At 32.9% G+C, this 19,347-nt stretch carries 17 protein-coding genes; 9 read left to right on the top strand and 8 right to left on the bottom strand.

The window, feature by feature from the left end; translation table 11 throughout:
* The first annotated feature begins 13 nt into the window (after window positions 1–13).
* The 9 genes from IEV15_RS09470 (at window position 14) to IEV15_RS09510 (ending at window position 11,026) form a co-directional block, all read left to right on the top strand.
* Window positions 14–2,437, top strand: coding sequence for a heavy metal translocating P-type ATPase (locus IEV15_RS09470; protein ID WP_188362282.1), 2,424 nt, complete (start codon window positions 14–16; stop codon window positions 2,435–2,437).
* A gap of 58 nt (window positions 2,438–2,495) precedes the next feature.
* Window positions 2,496–2,690, top strand: a complete 195-nt coding sequence (ccoS, locus tag IEV15_RS09475; protein ID WP_188362283.1) for a cbb3-type cytochrome oxidase assembly protein CcoS — start codon at window positions 2,496–2,498, stop codon at window positions 2,688–2,690.
* Window positions 2,691–2,692: 2 nt separating this feature from the next.
* Window positions 2,693–4,885, top strand: coding sequence for a cytochrome-c oxidase, cbb3-type subunit I (gene ccoN / locus IEV15_RS09480; RefSeq protein WP_188362284.1), 2,193 nt, complete (start codon window positions 2,693–2,695; stop codon window positions 4,883–4,885).
* 2 nt (window positions 4,886–4,887) lie between these two features.
* Window positions 4,888–5,061: a CcoQ/FixQ family Cbb3-type cytochrome c oxidase assembly chaperone gene (locus IEV15_RS09485; RefSeq protein ID WP_188362285.1), complete on the top strand. Its 174-nt coding sequence runs from the start codon at window positions 4,888–4,890 to the stop codon at window positions 5,059–5,061.
* 21 nt (window positions 5,062–5,082) lie between these two features.
* Window positions 5,083–6,018 carry a cbb3-type cytochrome c oxidase N-terminal domain-containing protein gene (locus tag IEV15_RS09490; RefSeq protein ID WP_188362286.1) on the top strand — a complete coding sequence of 312 codons (936 nt, stop codon included), beginning with the start codon at window positions 5,083–5,085 and terminating at the stop codon, window positions 6,016–6,018.
* A 56-nt stretch (window positions 6,019–6,074) separates the two neighbouring features.
* Complete coding sequence (gene ccoG / locus IEV15_RS09495; RefSeq protein WP_188362287.1) at window positions 6,075–7,493, top strand: cytochrome c oxidase accessory protein CcoG; 1,419 nt, start codon at window positions 6,075–6,077, stop codon at window positions 7,491–7,493.
* Window positions 7,494–7,512: 19 nt separating this feature from the next.
* Window positions 7,513–7,959 (top strand): FixH family protein, encoded by a 447-nt coding sequence (locus tag IEV15_RS09500; protein ID WP_188362288.1) that lies wholly within the window; start codon window positions 7,513–7,515, stop codon window positions 7,957–7,959.
* 76 nt (window positions 7,960–8,035) lie between these two features.
* Window positions 8,036–8,740 (top strand): sulfite exporter TauE/SafE family protein, encoded by a 705-nt coding sequence (locus IEV15_RS09505; protein ID WP_188362289.1) that lies wholly within the window; start codon window positions 8,036–8,038, stop codon window positions 8,738–8,740.
* A 156-nt stretch (window positions 8,741–8,896) separates the two neighbouring features.
* Complete coding sequence (locus IEV15_RS09510; protein WP_188362290.1) at window positions 8,897–11,026, top strand: elongation factor G; 2,130 nt, start codon at window positions 8,897–8,899, stop codon at window positions 11,024–11,026.
* Window positions 11,027–11,083: 57 nt separating this feature from the next.
* Here the strand turns inward: IEV15_RS09510 and IEV15_RS09515 are convergent, their stop codons facing one another.
* The 8 genes from IEV15_RS09515 to IEV15_RS09550 all read right to left on the bottom strand — a co-directional run bounded on the left by IEV15_RS09515 (window position 11,084) and on the right by IEV15_RS09550 (window position 19,337).
* Window positions 11,084–11,692: a hypothetical protein gene (locus tag IEV15_RS09515; RefSeq protein ID WP_188362291.1), complete on the bottom strand. Its 609-nt coding sequence runs from the start codon at window positions 11,690–11,692 to the stop codon at window positions 11,084–11,086.
* Between the two features lie 71 nt (window positions 11,693–11,763).
* Window positions 11,764–13,122 carry an oxygen-independent coproporphyrinogen III oxidase gene (gene hemN / locus IEV15_RS09520; protein ID WP_229734129.1) on the bottom strand — a complete coding sequence of 453 codons (1,359 nt, stop codon included), beginning with the start codon at window positions 13,120–13,122 and terminating at the stop codon, window positions 11,764–11,766.
* Between the two features lie 169 nt (window positions 13,123–13,291).
* Entirely contained in the window at window positions 13,292–13,780 is a 489-nt protein-coding gene (locus IEV15_RS09525) for a hypothetical protein (RefSeq protein ID WP_188362293.1), read from the bottom strand.
* Window positions 13,781–13,872: 92 nt separating this feature from the next.
* Entirely contained in the window at window positions 13,873–14,217 is a 345-nt protein-coding gene (locus tag IEV15_RS09530) for a hypothetical protein (RefSeq protein WP_188362294.1), read from the bottom strand.
* Between the two features lie 98 nt (window positions 14,218–14,315).
* Window positions 14,316–16,469: a DUF349 domain-containing protein gene (locus tag IEV15_RS09535; protein WP_188362295.1), complete on the bottom strand. Its 2,154-nt coding sequence runs from the start codon at window positions 16,467–16,469 to the stop codon at window positions 14,316–14,318.
* A 156-nt stretch (window positions 16,470–16,625) separates the two neighbouring features.
* Window positions 16,626–17,384, bottom strand: coding sequence for a shikimate dehydrogenase family protein (locus tag IEV15_RS09540; RefSeq protein WP_188362296.1), 759 nt, complete (start codon window positions 17,382–17,384; stop codon window positions 16,626–16,628).
* The gene (locus IEV15_RS09545) at window positions 17,359–18,372 is read right to left on the bottom strand and encodes a DUF368 domain-containing protein (protein WP_188362297.1); all 1,014 of its coding nucleotides are present in this window, start codon (window positions 18,370–18,372) and stop codon (window positions 17,359–17,361) included. Before IEV15_RS09545 ends, IEV15_RS09540 begins: the two co-directional genes overlap by 26 nt.
* Window positions 18,372–19,337 (bottom strand): DUF368 domain-containing protein, encoded by a 966-nt coding sequence (locus IEV15_RS09550; protein ID WP_188362298.1) that lies wholly within the window; start codon window positions 19,335–19,337, stop codon window positions 18,372–18,374. The genes IEV15_RS09545 and IEV15_RS09550 overlap by 1 nt, the downstream gene beginning before the upstream one ends.
* Between the last annotated feature and the right edge of the window lie 10 nt (window positions 19,338–19,347).

Genomic DNA, 19,347 nt, shown 5'->3' on the forward strand with positions numbered 1-19,347 from the left:
AAATGAGCAAATTATGAACACTGGAAATTGTTTCCATTGTGGTATTGAAATCAATAAAAAAGAAGAAATTATTTATGATGAAAAAAGTTTCTGTTGCAACGGTTGCAAAACGGTTTATGAAATTTTCAGTCAAAATGATTTAACGTGTTATTACGATTTTCAAGCATCTCCGGGTGCAACTCCACAAGATATTCAAGGTAAATATGATTTTTTAGACAATGAAAGTATTGTTACAAAACTTCTCGAGTTTCAAGAGGATACAACTCATATTGTTTCACTCTATATTCCTCATATACACTGTAGTTCGTGTATTTGGATTTTGGAAAATCTACAAAAACTTCAGCAGGGAATAAACACTTCGCAAGTAAATTTTCCGGAGAAGAAAGTTAGAATTACGTTCAATCCCGAAGAAATTTCACTCAAGAAAATTGTTGAACTTCTTTGTTCCATTGGTTATGAACCTTACATCAGTTTAGAAAATTTTGATGAAGGTAAAAAAGTCATCGACCGAAGTTTGATTTATAAAATTGGCGTTGCTTTTTTCTGTTTCGGAAATATTATGTTGCTTTCCTTTCCGGAATATTTTGAAGTAGAAGAATATTGGATAAATGAATACCGAGGATTTTTTCGTTGGTTGATATTTGCCATTTCGCTTCCGGCTTTTTTTTATTCGGCAAGCGGATACTATGTTTCGGCATATAAAAGCATCAAATCGGGAATGCTTAACATCGACATTCCGATCGCGTTGGGAATTGTGGTGATGTTTATCAGAAGTACGGTTGATATCGTTTTTGATTACGGTCAAGGTTTTTTTGATAGTATGACCGGACTGATTTTCTTTATGCTTTTAGGAAAATTATTTCAGCAAAAAACATACGATTTTCTTTCGTTTGAAAGGGATTACAAATCGTACTTTCCCATTGCAATAACAAAGATTTTAGCAGATGGTTCAGAAACTTCTGTTCAGGTTTATGATATTCAGAAAGGTGATCGACTTTTAATTAGAAACCAAGAATTAATTCCGGTGGATGGCATTTTAATTTCCGAAAAAGCATCTATTGATTATAGTTTCGTCACAGGCGAAGCAGTTACCATTGAAAAAAAATCAGGTGATAAAATTTTCGCAGGCGGAAAACAAATAGGTAAAGTCATCGAAATGGAAGTGCTCTTTTCGGTTTCCCAAAGTTATCTTACGCAATTGTGGAGCAACGATGTTTTTCAAAAGAAAATTGATATAAAACACAAAACAGTCACCGATAAAATCAGTCGTTATTTCACGCCGGCTTTACTTGGTTTGGCAATTATTTCCTTTTTGTATTGGATTTTTATCGATACCAATACGGCTTTCAATGTGTTTACTGCAATTTTGATCGTGGCTTGTCCGTGTGCGTTGGCATTAACCGCCCCTTTTACGTTGGGAAATGTGTTGCGAATTTTAGGCAAACGAAAATTCTATTTAAAAAATGCCATCGTAATTGAACAATTAGCCAAAGTAGATAGTATCGTTTTTGATAAAACAGGAACTATTACAACCAATAAAAAAACGGCTATCACTTATGAAGGAACTCCTTTAAATGATTTTGATTTAAAGTTATTGAACAATGCTCTTCGAGGTTCCAATCATCCGTTGAGCAGGCGGTTGTATGAATTTATTCCCAACCAAATTAAACTTATTCCAACTCATTTTGAAGAAATAATTGGAAAAGGAATTTATGCCGAAATCGATGGCAATACCATCAAATTGGGTTCTTCACAGTTTTTAAAAACTATGACTGAAAACACGCATAAGAAAACCAAAGTGCATGTAGAAATTAATGGTGTTTATAAAGGAAGTTATGTGTTTAATAACCAATACCGAGAAGGTTTAGAGCAGTTATTTCTTCAATTATCAAAAAAGTACAACCTTATTATTTTATCAGGTGATAATGATGGTGAACGAAAAATATTGGAGAAAATGCTTCCATCCACTACAAAATTGGTATTTAATCAAAAGCCGGAACAAAAACTAGAATACATAGAAGAACTTCAAAAGCAAGGCAAAAATGTGATGATGATTGGTGATGGTTTAAATGATGCCGGAGCATTAGCACAAAGTAATATCGGAATTTCTATTTCCGAAAATGTCAATGTCTTTTCTCCCGCTTGTGATGGAATTTTAGATGCTTCTCAGTTTCAAAAAATTGGATTCTTTATGAATTATTCTAAAAAAGCTATGAAAACGATTTTTATGAGTTTCGGACTTTCCTTAGCGTACAATGTGGTTGGATTGACTTATGCAGTTTCTGGTAATTTATCACCATTAGTTGCAGCGATCATTATGCCATTGAGTACCATTACTATAGTAAGTTTTGTAACGATTATGACAAATTTTTATGCACGAAACTCGCAACCCGCAACCCGTAACTTTCAACCCGCAACAAAAAATAATCCTGCATGATAATTATCATATTTTATAAAATCGAGTAAGTCTAATTTTGTTAACATAAATTTAAGGTATGGGCGTCATTTATATTTTAATCACCATCAGTATTATTGTGGCCGTTTTTTTTCTCTATGCTTTTATCAGAGCGGTAAGAAGCGGGCAATATGATGATGACTACACACCATCTGTCAGAATGCTTTTTGACGATGAACTCAAAATTAAATCAAACAAAAAACCAATACAAACAATTAAAGAAAAACAAGTATAATTATGGAGATGCAACAATTTTATTACGACAACAAAATTGTAAAGAAGTTCCTCTACGCCTGTATCCTGTTTGGTGTAGTAGGAATGTTAGTAGGCCTCATATTGGCCATTATGTTTTTATTTCCCAACTTAACCGATGGAATTTCTTGGTTGAGTTTTGGTAGATTAAGACCTTTACATACCAACGCTGTAATTTTTGCTTTCGTTGGAAATGCCATTTTTGCCGGAGTATATTACTCAATGCAACGATTGCTGAAAACAAGGATGTATAGTGATTTATTGAGTAACATTAACTTTTGGGGATGGCAATTTATTATTGTTGCTGCAGCCATAACTTTACCATTAGGAATCACATCTTCAAAGGAATATGCCGAATTAGAATGGCCAATCGATATTGCAATTGCTTTAATTTGGGTGGTATTTGGTATTAATATGATTATGACCATTCTAAAACGTAGAGAGCGTCATATTTATGTGGCCATTTGGTTTTACATTGCCACGTTTGTAACGGTTGCTATTCTTCATATTTTTAACAGTTTAGCACTTCCGGTTTCCGCTTTAAAAAGTTATTCGGTTTATGCAGGTGTTCAAGATGCTTTGGTGCAATGGTGGTATGGTCATAATGCCGTTGCCTTCTTCTTAACGACACCATTTTTGGGATTAATGTATTATTTTGTTCCTAAAGTGGCTAATCGTCCGGTATATTCCTACCGATTATCTATCATTCACTTTTGGTCATTGATTTTTATCTATATCTGGGCCGGACCTCACCATTTATTATATACAGCTTTACCGGACTGGGCTCAAAATTTGGGAGTTGTTTTCTCTGTGATGTTGATTGCTCCATCTTGGGGTGGTATGATTAACGGACTTCTTACTCTAAGAGGTGTGTGGGATAAAGTTAGAACGGATGCTGTATTGAAATTTTTTGTAGTTGCAATCACAGGTTATGGTATGGCAACTTTTGAAGGCCCGATGCTTTCTTTAAAAAATGTAAACGCTATAGCTCACTTTACCGATTGGATTATTGCTCACGTTCACGTTGGAGCTTTAGCTTGGAATGGATTTATGACTTTTGGTATGATTTATTGGTTGATTCCTCGAATGACCAAAACCAAATTATATTCTGAAAAATTAGCCAATTTCCATTTCTGGATTGGAACTTTGGGAATTATATTATATGCATTACCACTGTATGTTGCCGGATTTACTCAAGCTTCAATGTGGAAACAATTTAATCCGGACGGAACTTTAGTTTATGGAAATTTCCTGGAAACGGTTACGCAAATTATGCCAATGTATTGGATGCGTGCCATTGGTGGAACTTTATATGTTGCTGGTTTACTAGTATTAGTTTATAACATAGTTAGAACAGTTTCTGCCGGTTCAAAAGTAGAAGATGAATTAGCTGAAGCACCAGCCTTAGCTGTAATTTCTCCAAAAAGAGTGAAAGGTGAAAAATGGCATGCTTGGTTAGAAAGAAGACCAATCCAATTTACCGTTTTATCTTTAGTAGCGATTTTAATTGGTGGTATTATTCAAATTATTCCAACTATAGTAGTGAAATCAAACATTCCAACTATTGCTTCTGTTAAGCCTTACTCTCCATTAGAATTACAAGGTAGAGATTTATATATCCGTGAAGGTTGTGTAGGATGTCACTCTCAAATGATTCGTCCGTTCCGTTCTGAAGTAGTGCGTTATGGTGATCATTCAAAAGCTGGTGAATATGTTTATGATCATCCTTTCTTGTGGGGTTCAAAACGTACGGGTCCGGATTTACATAGAATTGGAGCAAAATATAACGATAGTTGGCATTTCAATCACATGTGGGATCCACAAAGCACTTCGCCGGGATCAATTATGCCGGGTTACAAATGGATGTATGATAACGAAGCGATGGATCATTCTTTAATTGAAAAGAAAATGGAAGTGATGGCATCTCTTGGAGTTCCATATTCTGATGAGGACATTAAAAATGCACGTCAATCGATTGAAATTCAGTCAGCTGAAATTGAGAAAAATTTACATTCAGATCCTGATTTTGTAAAATCATATGAAGAAAGTAAAAAGAATGCTGCAACCAGAGGAGATGAATTTGTTCCAATGAAAGACAGAGAGATTGTAGCCTTAATCGCCTATTTACAGCGTTTAGGAACTGATATTAAAGTAAAAGAAACCGTTCAAAACAAATAGTTATGCTCAAGTTTATTAAACACCATATGGATTCCATTTCCGGGATAGAAATATATCCAATAATCTCTTTGAGTATCTTCTTTTTATTCTTTGTTATGTTGTTGATTTGGGTTTTCAGCTACAGTAAAGACAGAATTAAAGAATTGAGCGATATTCCATTAAACGAAGACAAATAGTAATTTTTATATTTTAAGAAAATGAAAAAAATAATTCCATCATATGTTAGAGTTCCGTTGCTTTTTGCCATCGTATTGGGGGCAATGGAATATTTCATCGATTCAGGTGAACAACCTGCATTTATAAAGTTTCCAATGGTAGGTCTCTTTTTAGTGGTATTTCTATTTTTATTAATTGCCATTGAAATTGTGGTTAGTGCCGTTGATAATGTTACTTATCATCTATTAACCGAGGAACAGAAAAAACAGCTAAAAGAAGCTCAAGAGATTCCCTTTACTGAAGGTAAGTTTTATCAAGGTTTAATGAAAAAATTAACCCGTTCAAAAGAAATAGAAGAAGAGCACGACGTTTTGCTTGATCATGATTATGATGGCATCAAAGAATTAGATAATGTATTACCACCATGGTGGGTAAATTTATTCTATATCACTATTTTATTTGCTTTTGTATATATGATTCGTTTTCATGTTATTGGTGATTATACGCAAGAAGAAGAATTTCAAACGGAAATGGAAATTGCCCGAGCTGAAATTGAAAAATACAAATTAACGGCACCTGACTTAATGGACAAAGATAAAGTAACCTTGTTAACCGATGCCACATCTTTAGCACAAGGTAAAGCAATTTATGACGCCAAGTGTGTTGCTTGTCACAAAGCAGATGGTGGTGGCTCAATAGGACCAAATTTAACAGATGCACATTGGATTTTGGGAGGCGGAATTAAAGAGGTTTTTAACACCATCATGGAAGGTGGTAGAGAAGGAAAAGGAATGATTTCTTGGAAAGCTGAAATAAAACCATCAGATATTCAAAAAGTGTCAAGTTATATTTTGTCACTTCAAGGAACCAATCCTCCAGATGCCAAAGCTCCTGAAGGGGAAATTTGGGTTGACGAAAGTGCACCCAAAGCAGAAACTGTAACTGACTCAACGGTAATAACTGTTGAAGTAAAATAAAGTAAACTAAATCCAAATCCCGAGCAATCGGGATTTGGTCACATATTACCAAAGCCATGTCAAAAGTTCAAGACGAGAGTTTTAGAGATACTATAGGAACCATCAATAAAGAAGGTAACAGAGCATGGATTTTTCCCAAAAAACCCAAAGGCCCATTTTATGATAAACGAAAAATACTAAGTTATTTTTTGCTTGTCTTTTTACTTGCGGCTCCTTTTATAAAGATAAACGGTCACCAGTTTTTGATGTTTAATGTAATGGAACGAAGGTTTAATATCTTCAGCTTTCCATTTTGGCCACAAGATTTTCACTTGTTTGTAATCTCAATGATTATTGGCGTAGTTGGGTTGGCTTTATTTACTGTTGCATTTGGACGTATTTTTTGCGGCTGGTTTTGTCCGCAAACAATATTTATGGAGATGGTTTTTCGTAGAATCGAGTATTGGATTGATGGTGATAGAGGTGCACAAATCAGATTAAAAAAACAAGAATGGAATGCTGAAAAAATTAGAAAAAGGGTATCCAAATGGATTTTGTTTTTCATTTTTTCATTTTTGATTGCTAATGTTTTTTTAGCCTATTTGGTAAGTAGTGATAGATTGTTACTCATGATTAAAGAAGGACCTGCTTTGCACTCCGGTACTTTGATAGCGTTGCTTATTTTTACAGCTGTTTTTTATTTCATTTTTGCTTGGTTTAGAGAACAAGTGTGTATAATCGCTTGTCCTTACGGGAGAATGCAAGGTGTTTTATTGGATAACAAATCCATAAATGTAGCCTATGATTATGTGCGAGGTGAAAAAGAAATTGGTCGAGCCAAATTCAATAAACAGGAAGACAGAGCTTCAACTGGAAAAGGTGATTGTATAGATTGTAAACAATGTGTTCACGTTTGTCCTACCGGAATTGATATCCGCAACGGAACACAATTAGAATGCATCAACTGTACAGCCTGTATAGATGAATGTGATACAATTATGGAAAGTGTCGGACTTCCTAAAGGTTTAATACGCTATGCAAGTGAAGACGAAATCGTAAAAAAAGAAAGATTTGTTTTTACCAATAGAATGAAAGGTTATGCTGCAGTTTTAACCATATTGATTGGTGTATTAATAGGAATGTTGTTCTTAAGAAATGATGTTGAGGCAACTATTCTTCGTTTACCTGGACAACTTTTTGAACATAAAGGTGAAAATATTAGTAATGTTTATACCTATAAGATTATCAACAAAACCAACAAGACATTTGAAAATATAACCTTTAAGTTACTTGAACCAAAAGGAACAATTCAAGTGGTTGGTGCAACAAAAGTGAAGGTAAAAGCTGATGGCATTGCCAAAGGAACCTTATTTATAGAAATTAATCCGGCCTATTTAGAAGGCGATAAAATAAAATTGAAAATTGAAGTTTTTGATGGTGAAAATTTAATTGAAACCGCTACAACAAATTTCATGGGACCAAGAAGCTTTAACTAACACAGTAAAACTTAAAAAAATGAAAATCAATTGGGGAACAGGAATAGTAATTGCAATAGTGTTATTTATCTCATTTATATTGTATTTTGTTATCAAAGTACAGATTGACACAACCTATGATCATGAATTGGTTGTTGATGAATATTACAAACAAGAACTGGTTTTTGAAAAACAAATGGAAAAAGAGTTAAATGCTCTCAATCTAAAAGAAAAAGTAACTTTAGAAACCTTTGAAGAAGGAGTGAAAATCTATTTTCCCGATACGTTAAATTATCAAAATATTACAGGAAAAGTGTCCTTTTATCGACCGTCTAACCAAAAGCTGGATTTTGAAATTCCGATTTCTCTTTCCGGTTCACATTTGCTCATACCTAAAAGTAACTTGGTAGGCGGTCGTTGGGACATTTCTGTTGATTGGAAATATGAAGGAATGGAATATTTAACTAAAAAAACAATTTTTCTTTAAAAGTGATTCCATTGTCTGTTGATAGTTATCAGACAACAGACAACAGACATCAGACAACAGATAACCGAGAACAGACATGCTATACACCGCTCTTCTTTTTGGTTTAATAAGTAGTTTTCATTGCATCGGCATGTGTGGTCCGATTGCGATGATGCTTCCTGTTGATCGAAATAATCCATCTAAAAGAGTGTTTCAACTACTTCTTTATCATCTGGGAAGGTTAACTTCATATGGCTTACTAGGCTTGTTTTTTGGGATCTTAGGAAAAGGGTTATTCTTAGCCGGATTGCAACAGCAAATTTCTATTGCAGTTGGTATTTTAATGATAATACTGGTAGTAGTTCCTGAAAAGAAAATGGCACAATACAATTTTTCAAAACCTATATTCAAATTGATTTCAAAAGTAAAAAGTCATTTAGGAAATCAATTTAAAAGAAAATCATTTGACGCTTTATTTACTATGGGTTTGTTAAATGGATTTTTACCTTGCGGAATGGTCTATGCTGCACTTTTTGGTGCTATTGCCATGCAAAACGAATGGTTGGGAGTGAGCTATATGGTTCTCTTTGGAATTGGCACTATTCCCATGATGAGTGCTGTGGTTTTGGTTTCCAATTTTATTACAGTTCCTGTTCGAAATCGAATTCAAAAACTAATACCCGTTATGGTGTTCGTTATCGGAAGTTTATTCATCATTCGAGGAATGGGTTTAGACATTCCATATATTTCTCCAAAAACTACTAGTTTGATTGTACAAGCCAATCCGGATTGTAGTAATTAATTTCTGAAAAAATATTTTTTTTATTTCACAAAATTATAGTTATAAGAATTGGTTTACTAGGTTTAATTATCTGGTTTAAAATGATTTATATCATATTTTTTTTCGTTATATTTAATGAAATTTGATAATGATATAACCTTTAAATAAATTAATATTATGGCAAATTTCGATAGCAATCACGTAAAAAATGTAGTACTGTTGGGACATACAGGAAGCGGTAAAACCACTTTGGCTGAATCGATGCTTTTTGAAGCAGGAATTATCAACCGAAGAGGTACCATTGAAGATCAAAATACAATAGGCGATTATTCTGATATCGAACATGAAAAGGGAAAGACACTTTTTTCAAAATTAATGAATTCAAAATGGAGAGGTTTTAAAATCAATATTTTAGACACTCCGGGGTATGATGATTTATCCGGTGAAATAATTTCAGCCATGCGAGTAGCCGATTGTGGTTTGATGGTTTTAAATTCCAGAATGGGAGTTGAGGTAGGAACCGATATCATTTGGCAGTATACCAATGAATACAAACTGCCTGTAATTATTGCGGTTAATCAATTGGATAATGAAAAATCAGATTTTGATAGAACAGTGGCTGAAGCCAAAGAACATTTTGGGAATCAAATTGTTCTAGTGCAATATCCTGTTAACCAAGGTGCTGCTTTTGATTCAGTTATTGATGTGTTGAATATGGTAATGTATCGCTATTCTAACCAAGGTGGTAAACCGGAAAAATTACCAATTCCTGATTCAGAAAAAGAAAAAGCAAATCGTTTACACAAAGAATTGATTGAAACAATTGCCGGAAATGATGAAAACTTGATGGAACACTATTTTGAAAAAGGGGAGTTAGATGAAGATGAAATGAAATTAGGTTTGCATCAGTCGTTGATTAATCATGAATTATTTCCGGTTTTTTGTGTTTCAGCAAAATTAAATATGGGTGCAGGTCGATTGATGGGATTCATTGATAACGTTTGTCCATCAGCTTTTGAAATGCCTAAACAAGTCACTGTGGATGGTAAAGAAATCAACTGTTCTGAAAAAGAAAAAACAGCGTTGTTTGTTTATAAAACGATTACAGAACCTCACATTGGCGATTTGAGTTTCTTTAAAGTTTTGTCAGGTAAAATAAAAAATGGCGACGAATTGACTAATGAAAATACCGGTCAAGTTGAAAAAATTTCACAACTTTTTGAAATGGAAGGCAATAAACGAATTCCTGTTGACGAATTAGTTGCTGGCGATATTGGAGCTACTCTGAAACTTAAGAATACGCATACTAACAATACGTTACACGAACGCGGATTTCCGGTTGAAATTAAACCGATTCAGTTTCCCAATCCAACTTTTACTATTGCAGTTGAAGGAACAAAAAAAGGGGAAGAAGAAAAATTATCTTCCGCTTTACATCAATTAGTTGAAGAAGATCCAAGTATTAAAGTGGAGGTTTCTGCTGAGTTACATCAAACATTGATTCATTGTCAGGGCGAACTCCATTTGGCGGTTGTCAAATGGAAATTAGAGAATTCACACAAATTATCAGTTCGCTTTCAAAAACCAAAAGTAGCTTATCGAGAAACAATTCAATCTGATGCCGACACCGTTTATCGACACAAAAAACAATCAGGTGGAGCAGGACAGTTTGGAGAAATTGCGATGAAGATTGAACCTTGGTATGAAGGAATTCCTGAGCCTACCGGTTTTTCTATCAGAGGGAAAGAAGAAATTGATTTACCTTGGGGTGGAAAATTAGTGTATTATAATTGTATTGTTGGTGGAGCTATCGATACTCGTTTTCATCCTTCCATTTTGAAAGGAATTATGGAAAAAATGCATGAAGGTCCGCTCACCGGTTCGCATGTTCAGGACGTTCGGGTTATAGTTTATGATGGAAAAATGCACGCAGTTGATAGCAATGATTTGTCATTTAAAATAGCGGGAATGATGGCTTTTAAAGAAAATTTTATAAATGCCAGTCCAAAATTATTAGAGCCAATTTACAAAGTAATGATTACGGCACCTGAAGAAATAACCGGTTCTATCATGAGTGCTATTCAATCGCATCGTTCCATGGTTGAAGGTTTAGACGCTGAAGGACATTTTACACAAATTAAAGCTTTAATTCCTATTGCTGAAATGCATGAGTTTACCTCCGATTTGCGTTCGCTATCTCAAGGTAGAGCTAAGATTACAATGGCATTTGATCATTATGAAAGCGTACCTTATGAGATTCAAGAAAGATTAATCCAATCTTTTAAAAGCGAATTACAAGAAATTTAAATGTTTCAATTATAAGCAAAAAGCCCGATTAGTTGTCGGGCTTTTCTATTTTGTGAATTAATCGCTAAAGAATTGTAGTAATTCTTTTAATTTATTTTCATTGGGATATTTTTCAATTGCTTGTAATACTATTTCTTTCCCCTTTTGACATTCTTTTTGATCATATCTGCATAAATAACTATATCCTAAGCAAATTCTGTATTCCACCTCAAATTGGTTTGGAAATAATTTTGCCGCTCTAGTATATTGAATAATAGCATTTTCAAACTTTCCGGCATCAATCCATTCATCTCCGTCTTTAATGATTAAACGAAATTGTTTTGTTTCTTTAGGTGCTATTTCATATGAAATTTTATTTAAAGAATTAGTTTCAGAAATGAAAAATAGATAAGTTAAAAAGCTACAAACACAAATAATAAAAGTGAGTAGTAAACCATTTTTTATGGCCTCTTTTCTACGTTCTTTTATAAACTTTTGTCTTATTTCTTCTAATAATTCAGGTGAAGCTGTTTTATAATCAAAAAATTTACCCGAAATGGAATCATACGTTCTTTTAGAAGAAATATAATCTTTTTTTGAGCGAAACAATGATTTTCTATTACCAAGCAATGCTTTGTTGTTCTTCAAAACAGTTATCATTGCTTGAGCACTTCCAAAATTTCCCATAAAATTTTTTTATCAGTAGTTTTACGTAATACTACAAAAAAAGTTACATTTTGGAGAGAGTCACTATTTTATTAAACCGTCATAGAAAACAATTCCGTTTCCGGTTTGTTGCGTGTCATTCTTAAATCAAATGCCATGCAAATGTTTCTAACAAATGCTTTTCCTAATTCGGTAACAGTAATTGAAGAGTCATTTATTTCTAATAAACCGTCAATTTGCATTTCGTGTAATCGTTCTAAAACACTAGGCAATTCAGAAAAGTAAGTACCATATTCTGTCCAAGAAGTTTTAAATTGACACATTAAATTGAGAATGTGTTTTCTGATAATTAAATCTTCAGAAGTTAAAATGTGACCTCTGAAAACAGGCAATTGATTTAGATTTAAAGCATCATAATAGTCTTCTAAGGTTTTTGCATTTTGAGCAAAACTATACCAACTATCGCTGATAGAAGAAACACCTAACCCAATCATTACTTGTGTTTTAGAAGAGGTATATCCCATAAAATTGCGATGCAGTTTTTCATTTTTAAATGATTGATACAAGCTATCAGATGCTAAAGCAAAATGATCCATTCCAATTTCGTGATAGCCATTTTCTGAAAGTCGTTTTTTTCCCATTTCATACAACTGACGTTTCTCTTCATCTTTTGGAATGTCTTCGTCTTTAAAACCCCGTTGACCATTTCCTTTTATCCAAGGAACATGTGCATAACTGTAAAAAGCCAGTCTATCAGGTTGCAACGAATTGGTTTTATCGATGGTATCTATCACATCTTGAACAGTTTGAAATGGCAAACCATAAATTAAATCATGACCTATGGAAGTATAACCAATTTCTCGTGCCCAAAAAGTAACTTTGGCAACATTGTGAAACGATTGAATGCGATGAATGGCTTTTTGAACTGTTTCAGAATAATCCTGTACACCAAAACTCACTCTACGAAAGCCTAAATCATACAACTTTTGAAGATGTGTTCGCGATGTATTGTTCGGATGTCCCTCAAAACTAAATTCATAATCGTCGTGTTTTACTGCGTTTTCAAACAAACCATTTATCAATTGTTCTAAATTTTCAGGTGAAAAAAAAGTTGGTGTTCCACCACCTAAATGGATTTCTCTTATACTTGGTTTTTTAGGTAATAGTTCACAATATAGTTCCCATTCTTTTAAAACCGCTTCAATGTAAGGATGTTCCACATCATGACGTTTGGTTATTCGTTTGTTGCAACCGCAAAAAGTGCACAAACTTTCGCAAAATGGTAAATGAATATACAAGCTAATTCCCTCAGAGGTATTGCTTTCTAAAAATGATTTTTCTAGTGTTTCTTTCCATTCTGCAACCGAAAACATTGCCTCATTCCAATAAGGAACTGTTGGATAGCTAGTGTATCTCGGACCCGGAACATTATATTTTTGAATTAAAGACATTTCTTTTATTTTAAATAGCAAAAAGTTAAGAATCAATGTTTTCATTTCCGCTTAACTTTTCACCTTGAAGTAAAATACAAAACAAAGATAAAAGGGGACTATCAATTAAAAAATGATAATTATCATGACAAAAAAAAGTGACTCGTTTTAAGAATCACTTTTTTAATTATTAGATGGCTTTTTTAATAATATCCATCCATTTTTCAGCTAATTGATTGTCACGGTAGTAATTGATTTGAATGGGTTTTTCATAATCAAAATCATAGAATTTAAAAGGTGTTTTTGATTTTTCTTTGGTGTTTTCTAAAATCAATTCCACTTTAGTTATTCGTTCTTTTCGGGTTGCTGCATTTTCAATAAGCTCCGATGCTCTGATGATTTCACAATGATTGATTTCATTTAAATCTTTGAAAGTCACTTGCTCGGGTTTTGTGTTTAAATCAATTAAAACAAGTCTTTTATTTTGACTTGAAAAAGCAACAATTTTGTTATTTATTTGATCTCTGATGTCGAATCCTTTTGAGTTTCCTTGATTATGCTGTTTTAAAATAGTTTCAATTTTTGATTTATTAATGTGTTGACTACGTAACAAAAGAATGATTGGGAAAATTGTTAAAAGGATTAAAAACAATCCTATATAGGTGGTTGATGTTTCCATTTTTTTTGATTTTTTTTTAAGTATATAAAAGTGAGATGGGTTACTATGTAAAGGATATAGTAACTTAATTGTTCAAATTAAAACGTAATGATTTACCAGAAAAAATGATAGGGGAAAAGCAGTATTGAAACTTTCTCACAACGGTTGTGGTCTTGTCTTGAAAGAAAGTTTGGAAAATTACTTTTGAAAAAAGTAATAGTTTCTTCAGGATAAAAAAAGAATAAACTACTTGTTTGATTCTTATTTTCTTTTACAAATTGAAAAGAAAAAGTTTCAGAGAGTAATTGTAAAGTACCAACAGATTGTTGGATTTCGGTTTGGTGAAATTGTTTTGATGCTTCTTCATTGACAACATTAGCAACAGCTTGGGTTTGATTTCCCAAAACAAAGAGCAATACTACAATTGCAAATAGAACACTGTTTTTAATGTATTTCACAGTGCAAATGTATTCAATAATTTGAATTGATATGTTATACTATTCATAAAAAAAAACCATGTTGTAATAACATGGTTTTTAATAGTTTAAGCGGATTGTTATTCCTGAGTAAGATTTCTTAATTGCTTTAATTTATCTTTCCAGGTTTTTAGTTCGTCTTTATGTTTTTCAATGTTTTTGAAAACTTCTTTTACCAAAGGATTGTCTTTTTTAGCATGAGTAAAAAACTGAATATTGTTTTCTAACTGAAAAATTTCAGATTGCACTTCATCAATTTTTCTGATGATGAATATTTTTTCATTTTCAATTTTTCTGCTATCGTCTCCATCAGCTAAATTTTCAAGACGGTTAGAAAAACGCATCATATCAGTGTCTTTCTTGCTTAAGCTTAGTTTTTCAAACAAAGCATCTAGAATTTTATTGAATTTACCTTCGATATGTCTACGGTTAAAAGGCACTTTTCCAAATGATTTCCATTGTTCGATATGAGCTTTTATAGCGGCCAAATCAGTTTTGTGATCACCAACTAATTCAAAAGTTTTTAGTGTTTCTAAAAATTCTTTTTTCTTATCAAAAGCTACAACTTCTTCAGAATTCGCATCATTGCGTTGGGCTTTCATTCTGTCAAAATAGTGGTTACATGCCGTTTTGAATTCTTTCCAAATTTTATCAGAATATTTTCTCGGAACATGACCTACTTGTTTCCACTCATCTTGAATCTGTTTCATTATAGGAGTGGTAGCTTCAAAATCTTCAGAATCTTTTAATGCATTTGCTTTGTCAACTAAAGCTTGTTTTAGAGTCAAATTTTCATTTTGCTCTTTTTTAATTTCTTTATAGAAATTGTTCTTGTGAGCATTAAAATTTCTAACTGCTGTTTTGAAAGATGCCCAAGTATCTTCGTTTACATCACTTGGTACTTTTCCTGCTGAGAAAAAAGCATTTCTCAAATTTTCAACCTGATCTATAAGTCCTTGCCATTGCGAATGGTTGGTTACATTTTCGGTGCTAAGAGCTTCAATTGCGGCAATAATTTGTTTTTTTACCTCAAGATTTTCAGTTTCTTTACCTCGTTGAGCGGCAAACAATTGTTCGCGTTTGTCATGCATTTCTTTGGTTAAAGCACTGAATTTGTTCCAAATTTCTTCACGATGCTCACGATCAACCGGACCAATGTCTTCTTTCCAAATGCGGTGTAAATCTTGTAATTCTCTGAAAGCTTTGGTTACATCAGTTTCATTAACCAATTCTTCAACACGAGCAATAATTTTTTGTTTTTGCTCTAAATTGTGTTTAAAATCAATATCTCTGGCTTCACGATCCAGGTGTAAATAATCATAAAAATTTTCTACATGAAAGTGATAATTGTTCCAAACATGGTTGTATTTATCTCTTGGAATCGGACCAATATTTTTCCACTCGTCTCTTAATTCATTGAAGTGTTTCAATGTATCTTTGATGTTTTCCTGTGGATTGATCAAGTTTTTTATTTCTTCAACAATTGCTAATCTTCTATCAAGGTTTGCTTTTAAATTGTTTTGCAAACTTTTATAATGAGCATTTTGTTTTGATTTTATTTGTTTGTCAAGTGAATCAAATTTTGACTTTAGCGGAAGATGGTATTCAAATTCTTCAGTACTTTCCGGATTTTCAGCTAAAAATTCATCTCTTTTTTCTTCAATAAAATGATTGTATTTTGATAAGAACTCTTTTCTTGCTTCATCAACATGTTCTTTAACTGACATTACTTTTTCAACCTCAGCTAACTTTTCCAACTCATCCACCAATGCTTCCATTGATAATTCGGCATAATCAAGCATTGGAACATCGTGACGATCTTTCAAAGTAGCATCTTCACTTTCTTCGGCATTTGTCTGTTCAATTGCATTTAAAGCAGCTTGATTTTCATTGACAGCAATAGGTGTTTCTTCTTGTGAAACTTCTTCATTTTCTTCATTGGTTGCTTCTTCACTAGTCGTTTCTGAAATAACTTCTACAACTTCCTCAGTTGTTTTTTCTGTAGTTTCTTCAACAATTTCATCAGTTACAATTTCAGTCTCAGGTTCTGAAATTGCTTCATCAACGGCATCAGTTTCTTCAACAGGAGTAGCCTCAGAAGGCGTTTCAACTATTTCAGACGTTTCTGTTAGTTCTTCCGTTTCATTTTTAATTTCGTTTGCTGCAACGTCCTTGGAGTTTCCATCTGACTCATTTTCCATTGGAGTCAGGTTATCATTCTTTTCTTCTAACATTGTATTAATGTTTAAGGTTTATAAAATAGGAGCGAAAGATAGTAAACACCTAGCAAAATTCAAAGGAATAGTGTTATATAAACGTAAAAAATCGTTTAAATGACATTTGTTTTTAACAATTTAAACTATTGAATTTTATGGAATAACGATTAACGGTTATAAATTATTCCAAGTTTTCCAACCTTTTTCTGCTTGAAGTAGCAACATTTCATAGCCGTTTTTGATGGTACTTCCTTTAGCTTTGGCTTTTTTCAAAAAAGTGGTTTCTTCCGGGTTGTAAATTAAATCAAAAGCAATGTGGTCTTTTGTGAAAAAATCATAGGGAATAGGAGGGCATTCATCAATATTGGGAAAGGTTCCAAGCGGTGTACAATTGATGATTATCTGATAATTATCAAATGTGGTACTATTAATGAATTTATAATCTAATGCATTTTCTTTTTTACTTCGCGACACAAAAGAATATAAAATTCCTAATTCATCCAATGCAAAGGCCACAGCTTTTGAAGCTCCACCGGTTCCTAAAATTAATGCTTTTTGATGGTGTGCTTGTAATAAAGGTTTTAACGCTTTTTTAAAACCATAATAATCGGTATTGTAGCCTTTTAATTTACCTGATTTCGTGATTTTAATACAGTTTACAGCACCAATTTTCGTTGCTTTTTTAGATAATTTATCCAAATAAGGGATTATTTTTTCTTTGTACGGAATTGTTACATTCAGCCCACTAATGCTTGGATTTTCACGAATTAGCTTAGGAAATTGAGCAATTGTTGTCAGATCAAAATTTTCAAAACGGCAATTGGTATATCCTTCTTTTTCAAATTTTTCTGAGAAGTATTTTTTTGAAAAAGAATAGGCAATAGATTTACCAATTAATCCGAATAATCTATTTTTTTGTGGTTCTATTTCCATACCATTCTAAACTTAAAACTATTAAAACTCCTATGATTATATAAAAAACAGCCCAAAGTGTATCTATTGTAAATTCAGGAAGATAGCGTTTATATGTAGCCACTATTTGATTACCATTTCGGTCTAAAACAAAATTGTCGCCTACTTTTAAAAATACTTTGTGTTTCCATGGCCAAACTACTCCTAACGATCCAATTATAAAACCTAAAATTGAAGCATAGGTAATTTTTTTATAGTGTTTAATCAGATAACTCAAAAGATTAGAAAAAGTAACTAATCCGGTTAGCGAACCCAGAGTGAAGAAGAATAACACTTTTAAAAGATGAATTCTTGAAGGGTTATTTACAAAGCTAAAATCTCCCGTAACTAATTCTGCAATTGTGTCATAAAGTGAGTTAACGGAATCAACCAATAACAACACATAATTTCCCATTAACATCATGATAAATGAACCTGAAAGTCCGGGTAGTGTCATTCCTGAAACACTTATAATCCCACAAAGAAATACGAAAAGTAAATTTGAATTTTCAGTTGCTGGATCAAAGAAGCTAATGCCTATTCCCAGTAAAGTACCAATGATTAATGCTGTTTTTGAGGTTTTACTCCAATTGCCTTGAAAATCTTTGTTGATGTAATAAATTGACCCTATAATCATTCCAAAAAAGCAGGCCCAAACTTGAATTTCGTAACGAGCTAAAAGGAAATCAAGAATTTTGGAAACACTAAAAAAACTAATCACCATGCCAAGAATTAACAAAAACAAAAAAGTACCATTGATATAGCGGTACAAACTTTTGAATCTTCCGGTAATTAAAAATTTAAAGGCAGTTTTATTTATCCGTTTGAAAGAATGAATAAATTCTTCATAAAATCCGGCTACAAAAGCAACAACACCTCCCGAAACACCTGGGATTTTATTGGCAAGCCCCATTGCTATTCCTTTCAGAACCAAAAAAAGTTTATCGGAAAGACTTCTTTGAACTTGCATTATTTTGAAAATTTAACGGCAATTTTTTCAATACTAAAGATAGTTAAAAATCCAATAACCATCAATATTATTGCAGAGATAAGTAAATTGTCTCCTTCAAAATAATGAGGTAAAATACTTCTTTCAAGAAAGGGCACTTCATTTCCATGCGAATCTATTCGGGTTTCTAAAACCTTTTTCCAAGGCCAAACTTTGTTTAATGAACCCAACATAAAACCGGTTAATAAGGCTAAAGTTAAGTTTCGGTAGTTGTCAAACATCCAATGTAGAACTTTTGAAAATAGTTTTAATCCTAAAAGTGCACCTAGTGCAAAAGTTCCGAGTTTCAGAATGACTTGCCATAAAGCAACCCAATTTAATGTAACAATGGCTTCCCGAAACTGATTGATTGTTCCAATAACAACTGCATAAGAACCCATCAATAATAGAATAAATGCACCCGATACTCCCGGAAGAATCATAGCAATAATTGCAATAAATCCGGAAAGAAACAAATACAAATAACTTTCAGGTGTTGAAACAGGTGTGGCAATTGTGATATAATAGGAAACAATTGTTCCAATCACAAAACTAAGTATAATTGGTAATTTGAATGAAGTGATTTGTTTTCCTATAAAATAAATACTTGCAACTACCAATCCGAAGAAAAACGACCAAACCAAAATGGGTTGTGTGGCCAATAAATGAGTAATGACTTTTGAAAGCGTTAAAATACTTAAAGCAATTCCGGTAAGCAATGCAACTAAAAAGCTGCCGTTAATTTGTTGCCATGCTATTTTAAAGCCATTTTTTTTCCAAGATGTAAAAAATGAAAAATCTACTTTATTGATGGTGTCAATTAGTTCTTGATAAATTCCGGAGATAAAAGCGATGGTTCCTCCTGAAACTCCCGGAACAACATCGGCAGCACCCATTGCAATTCCCTTAAGGGTAATTGTAAAATAATCGGGAAATAATTTTCTCATAAAAAAAAGC

Source organism: Flavobacterium orientale (genome assembly GCF_014638005.1).
GTDB classification, from domain to species: Bacteria; Bacteroidota; Bacteroidia; order Flavobacteriales; family Flavobacteriaceae; genus Flavobacterium; species Flavobacterium orientale.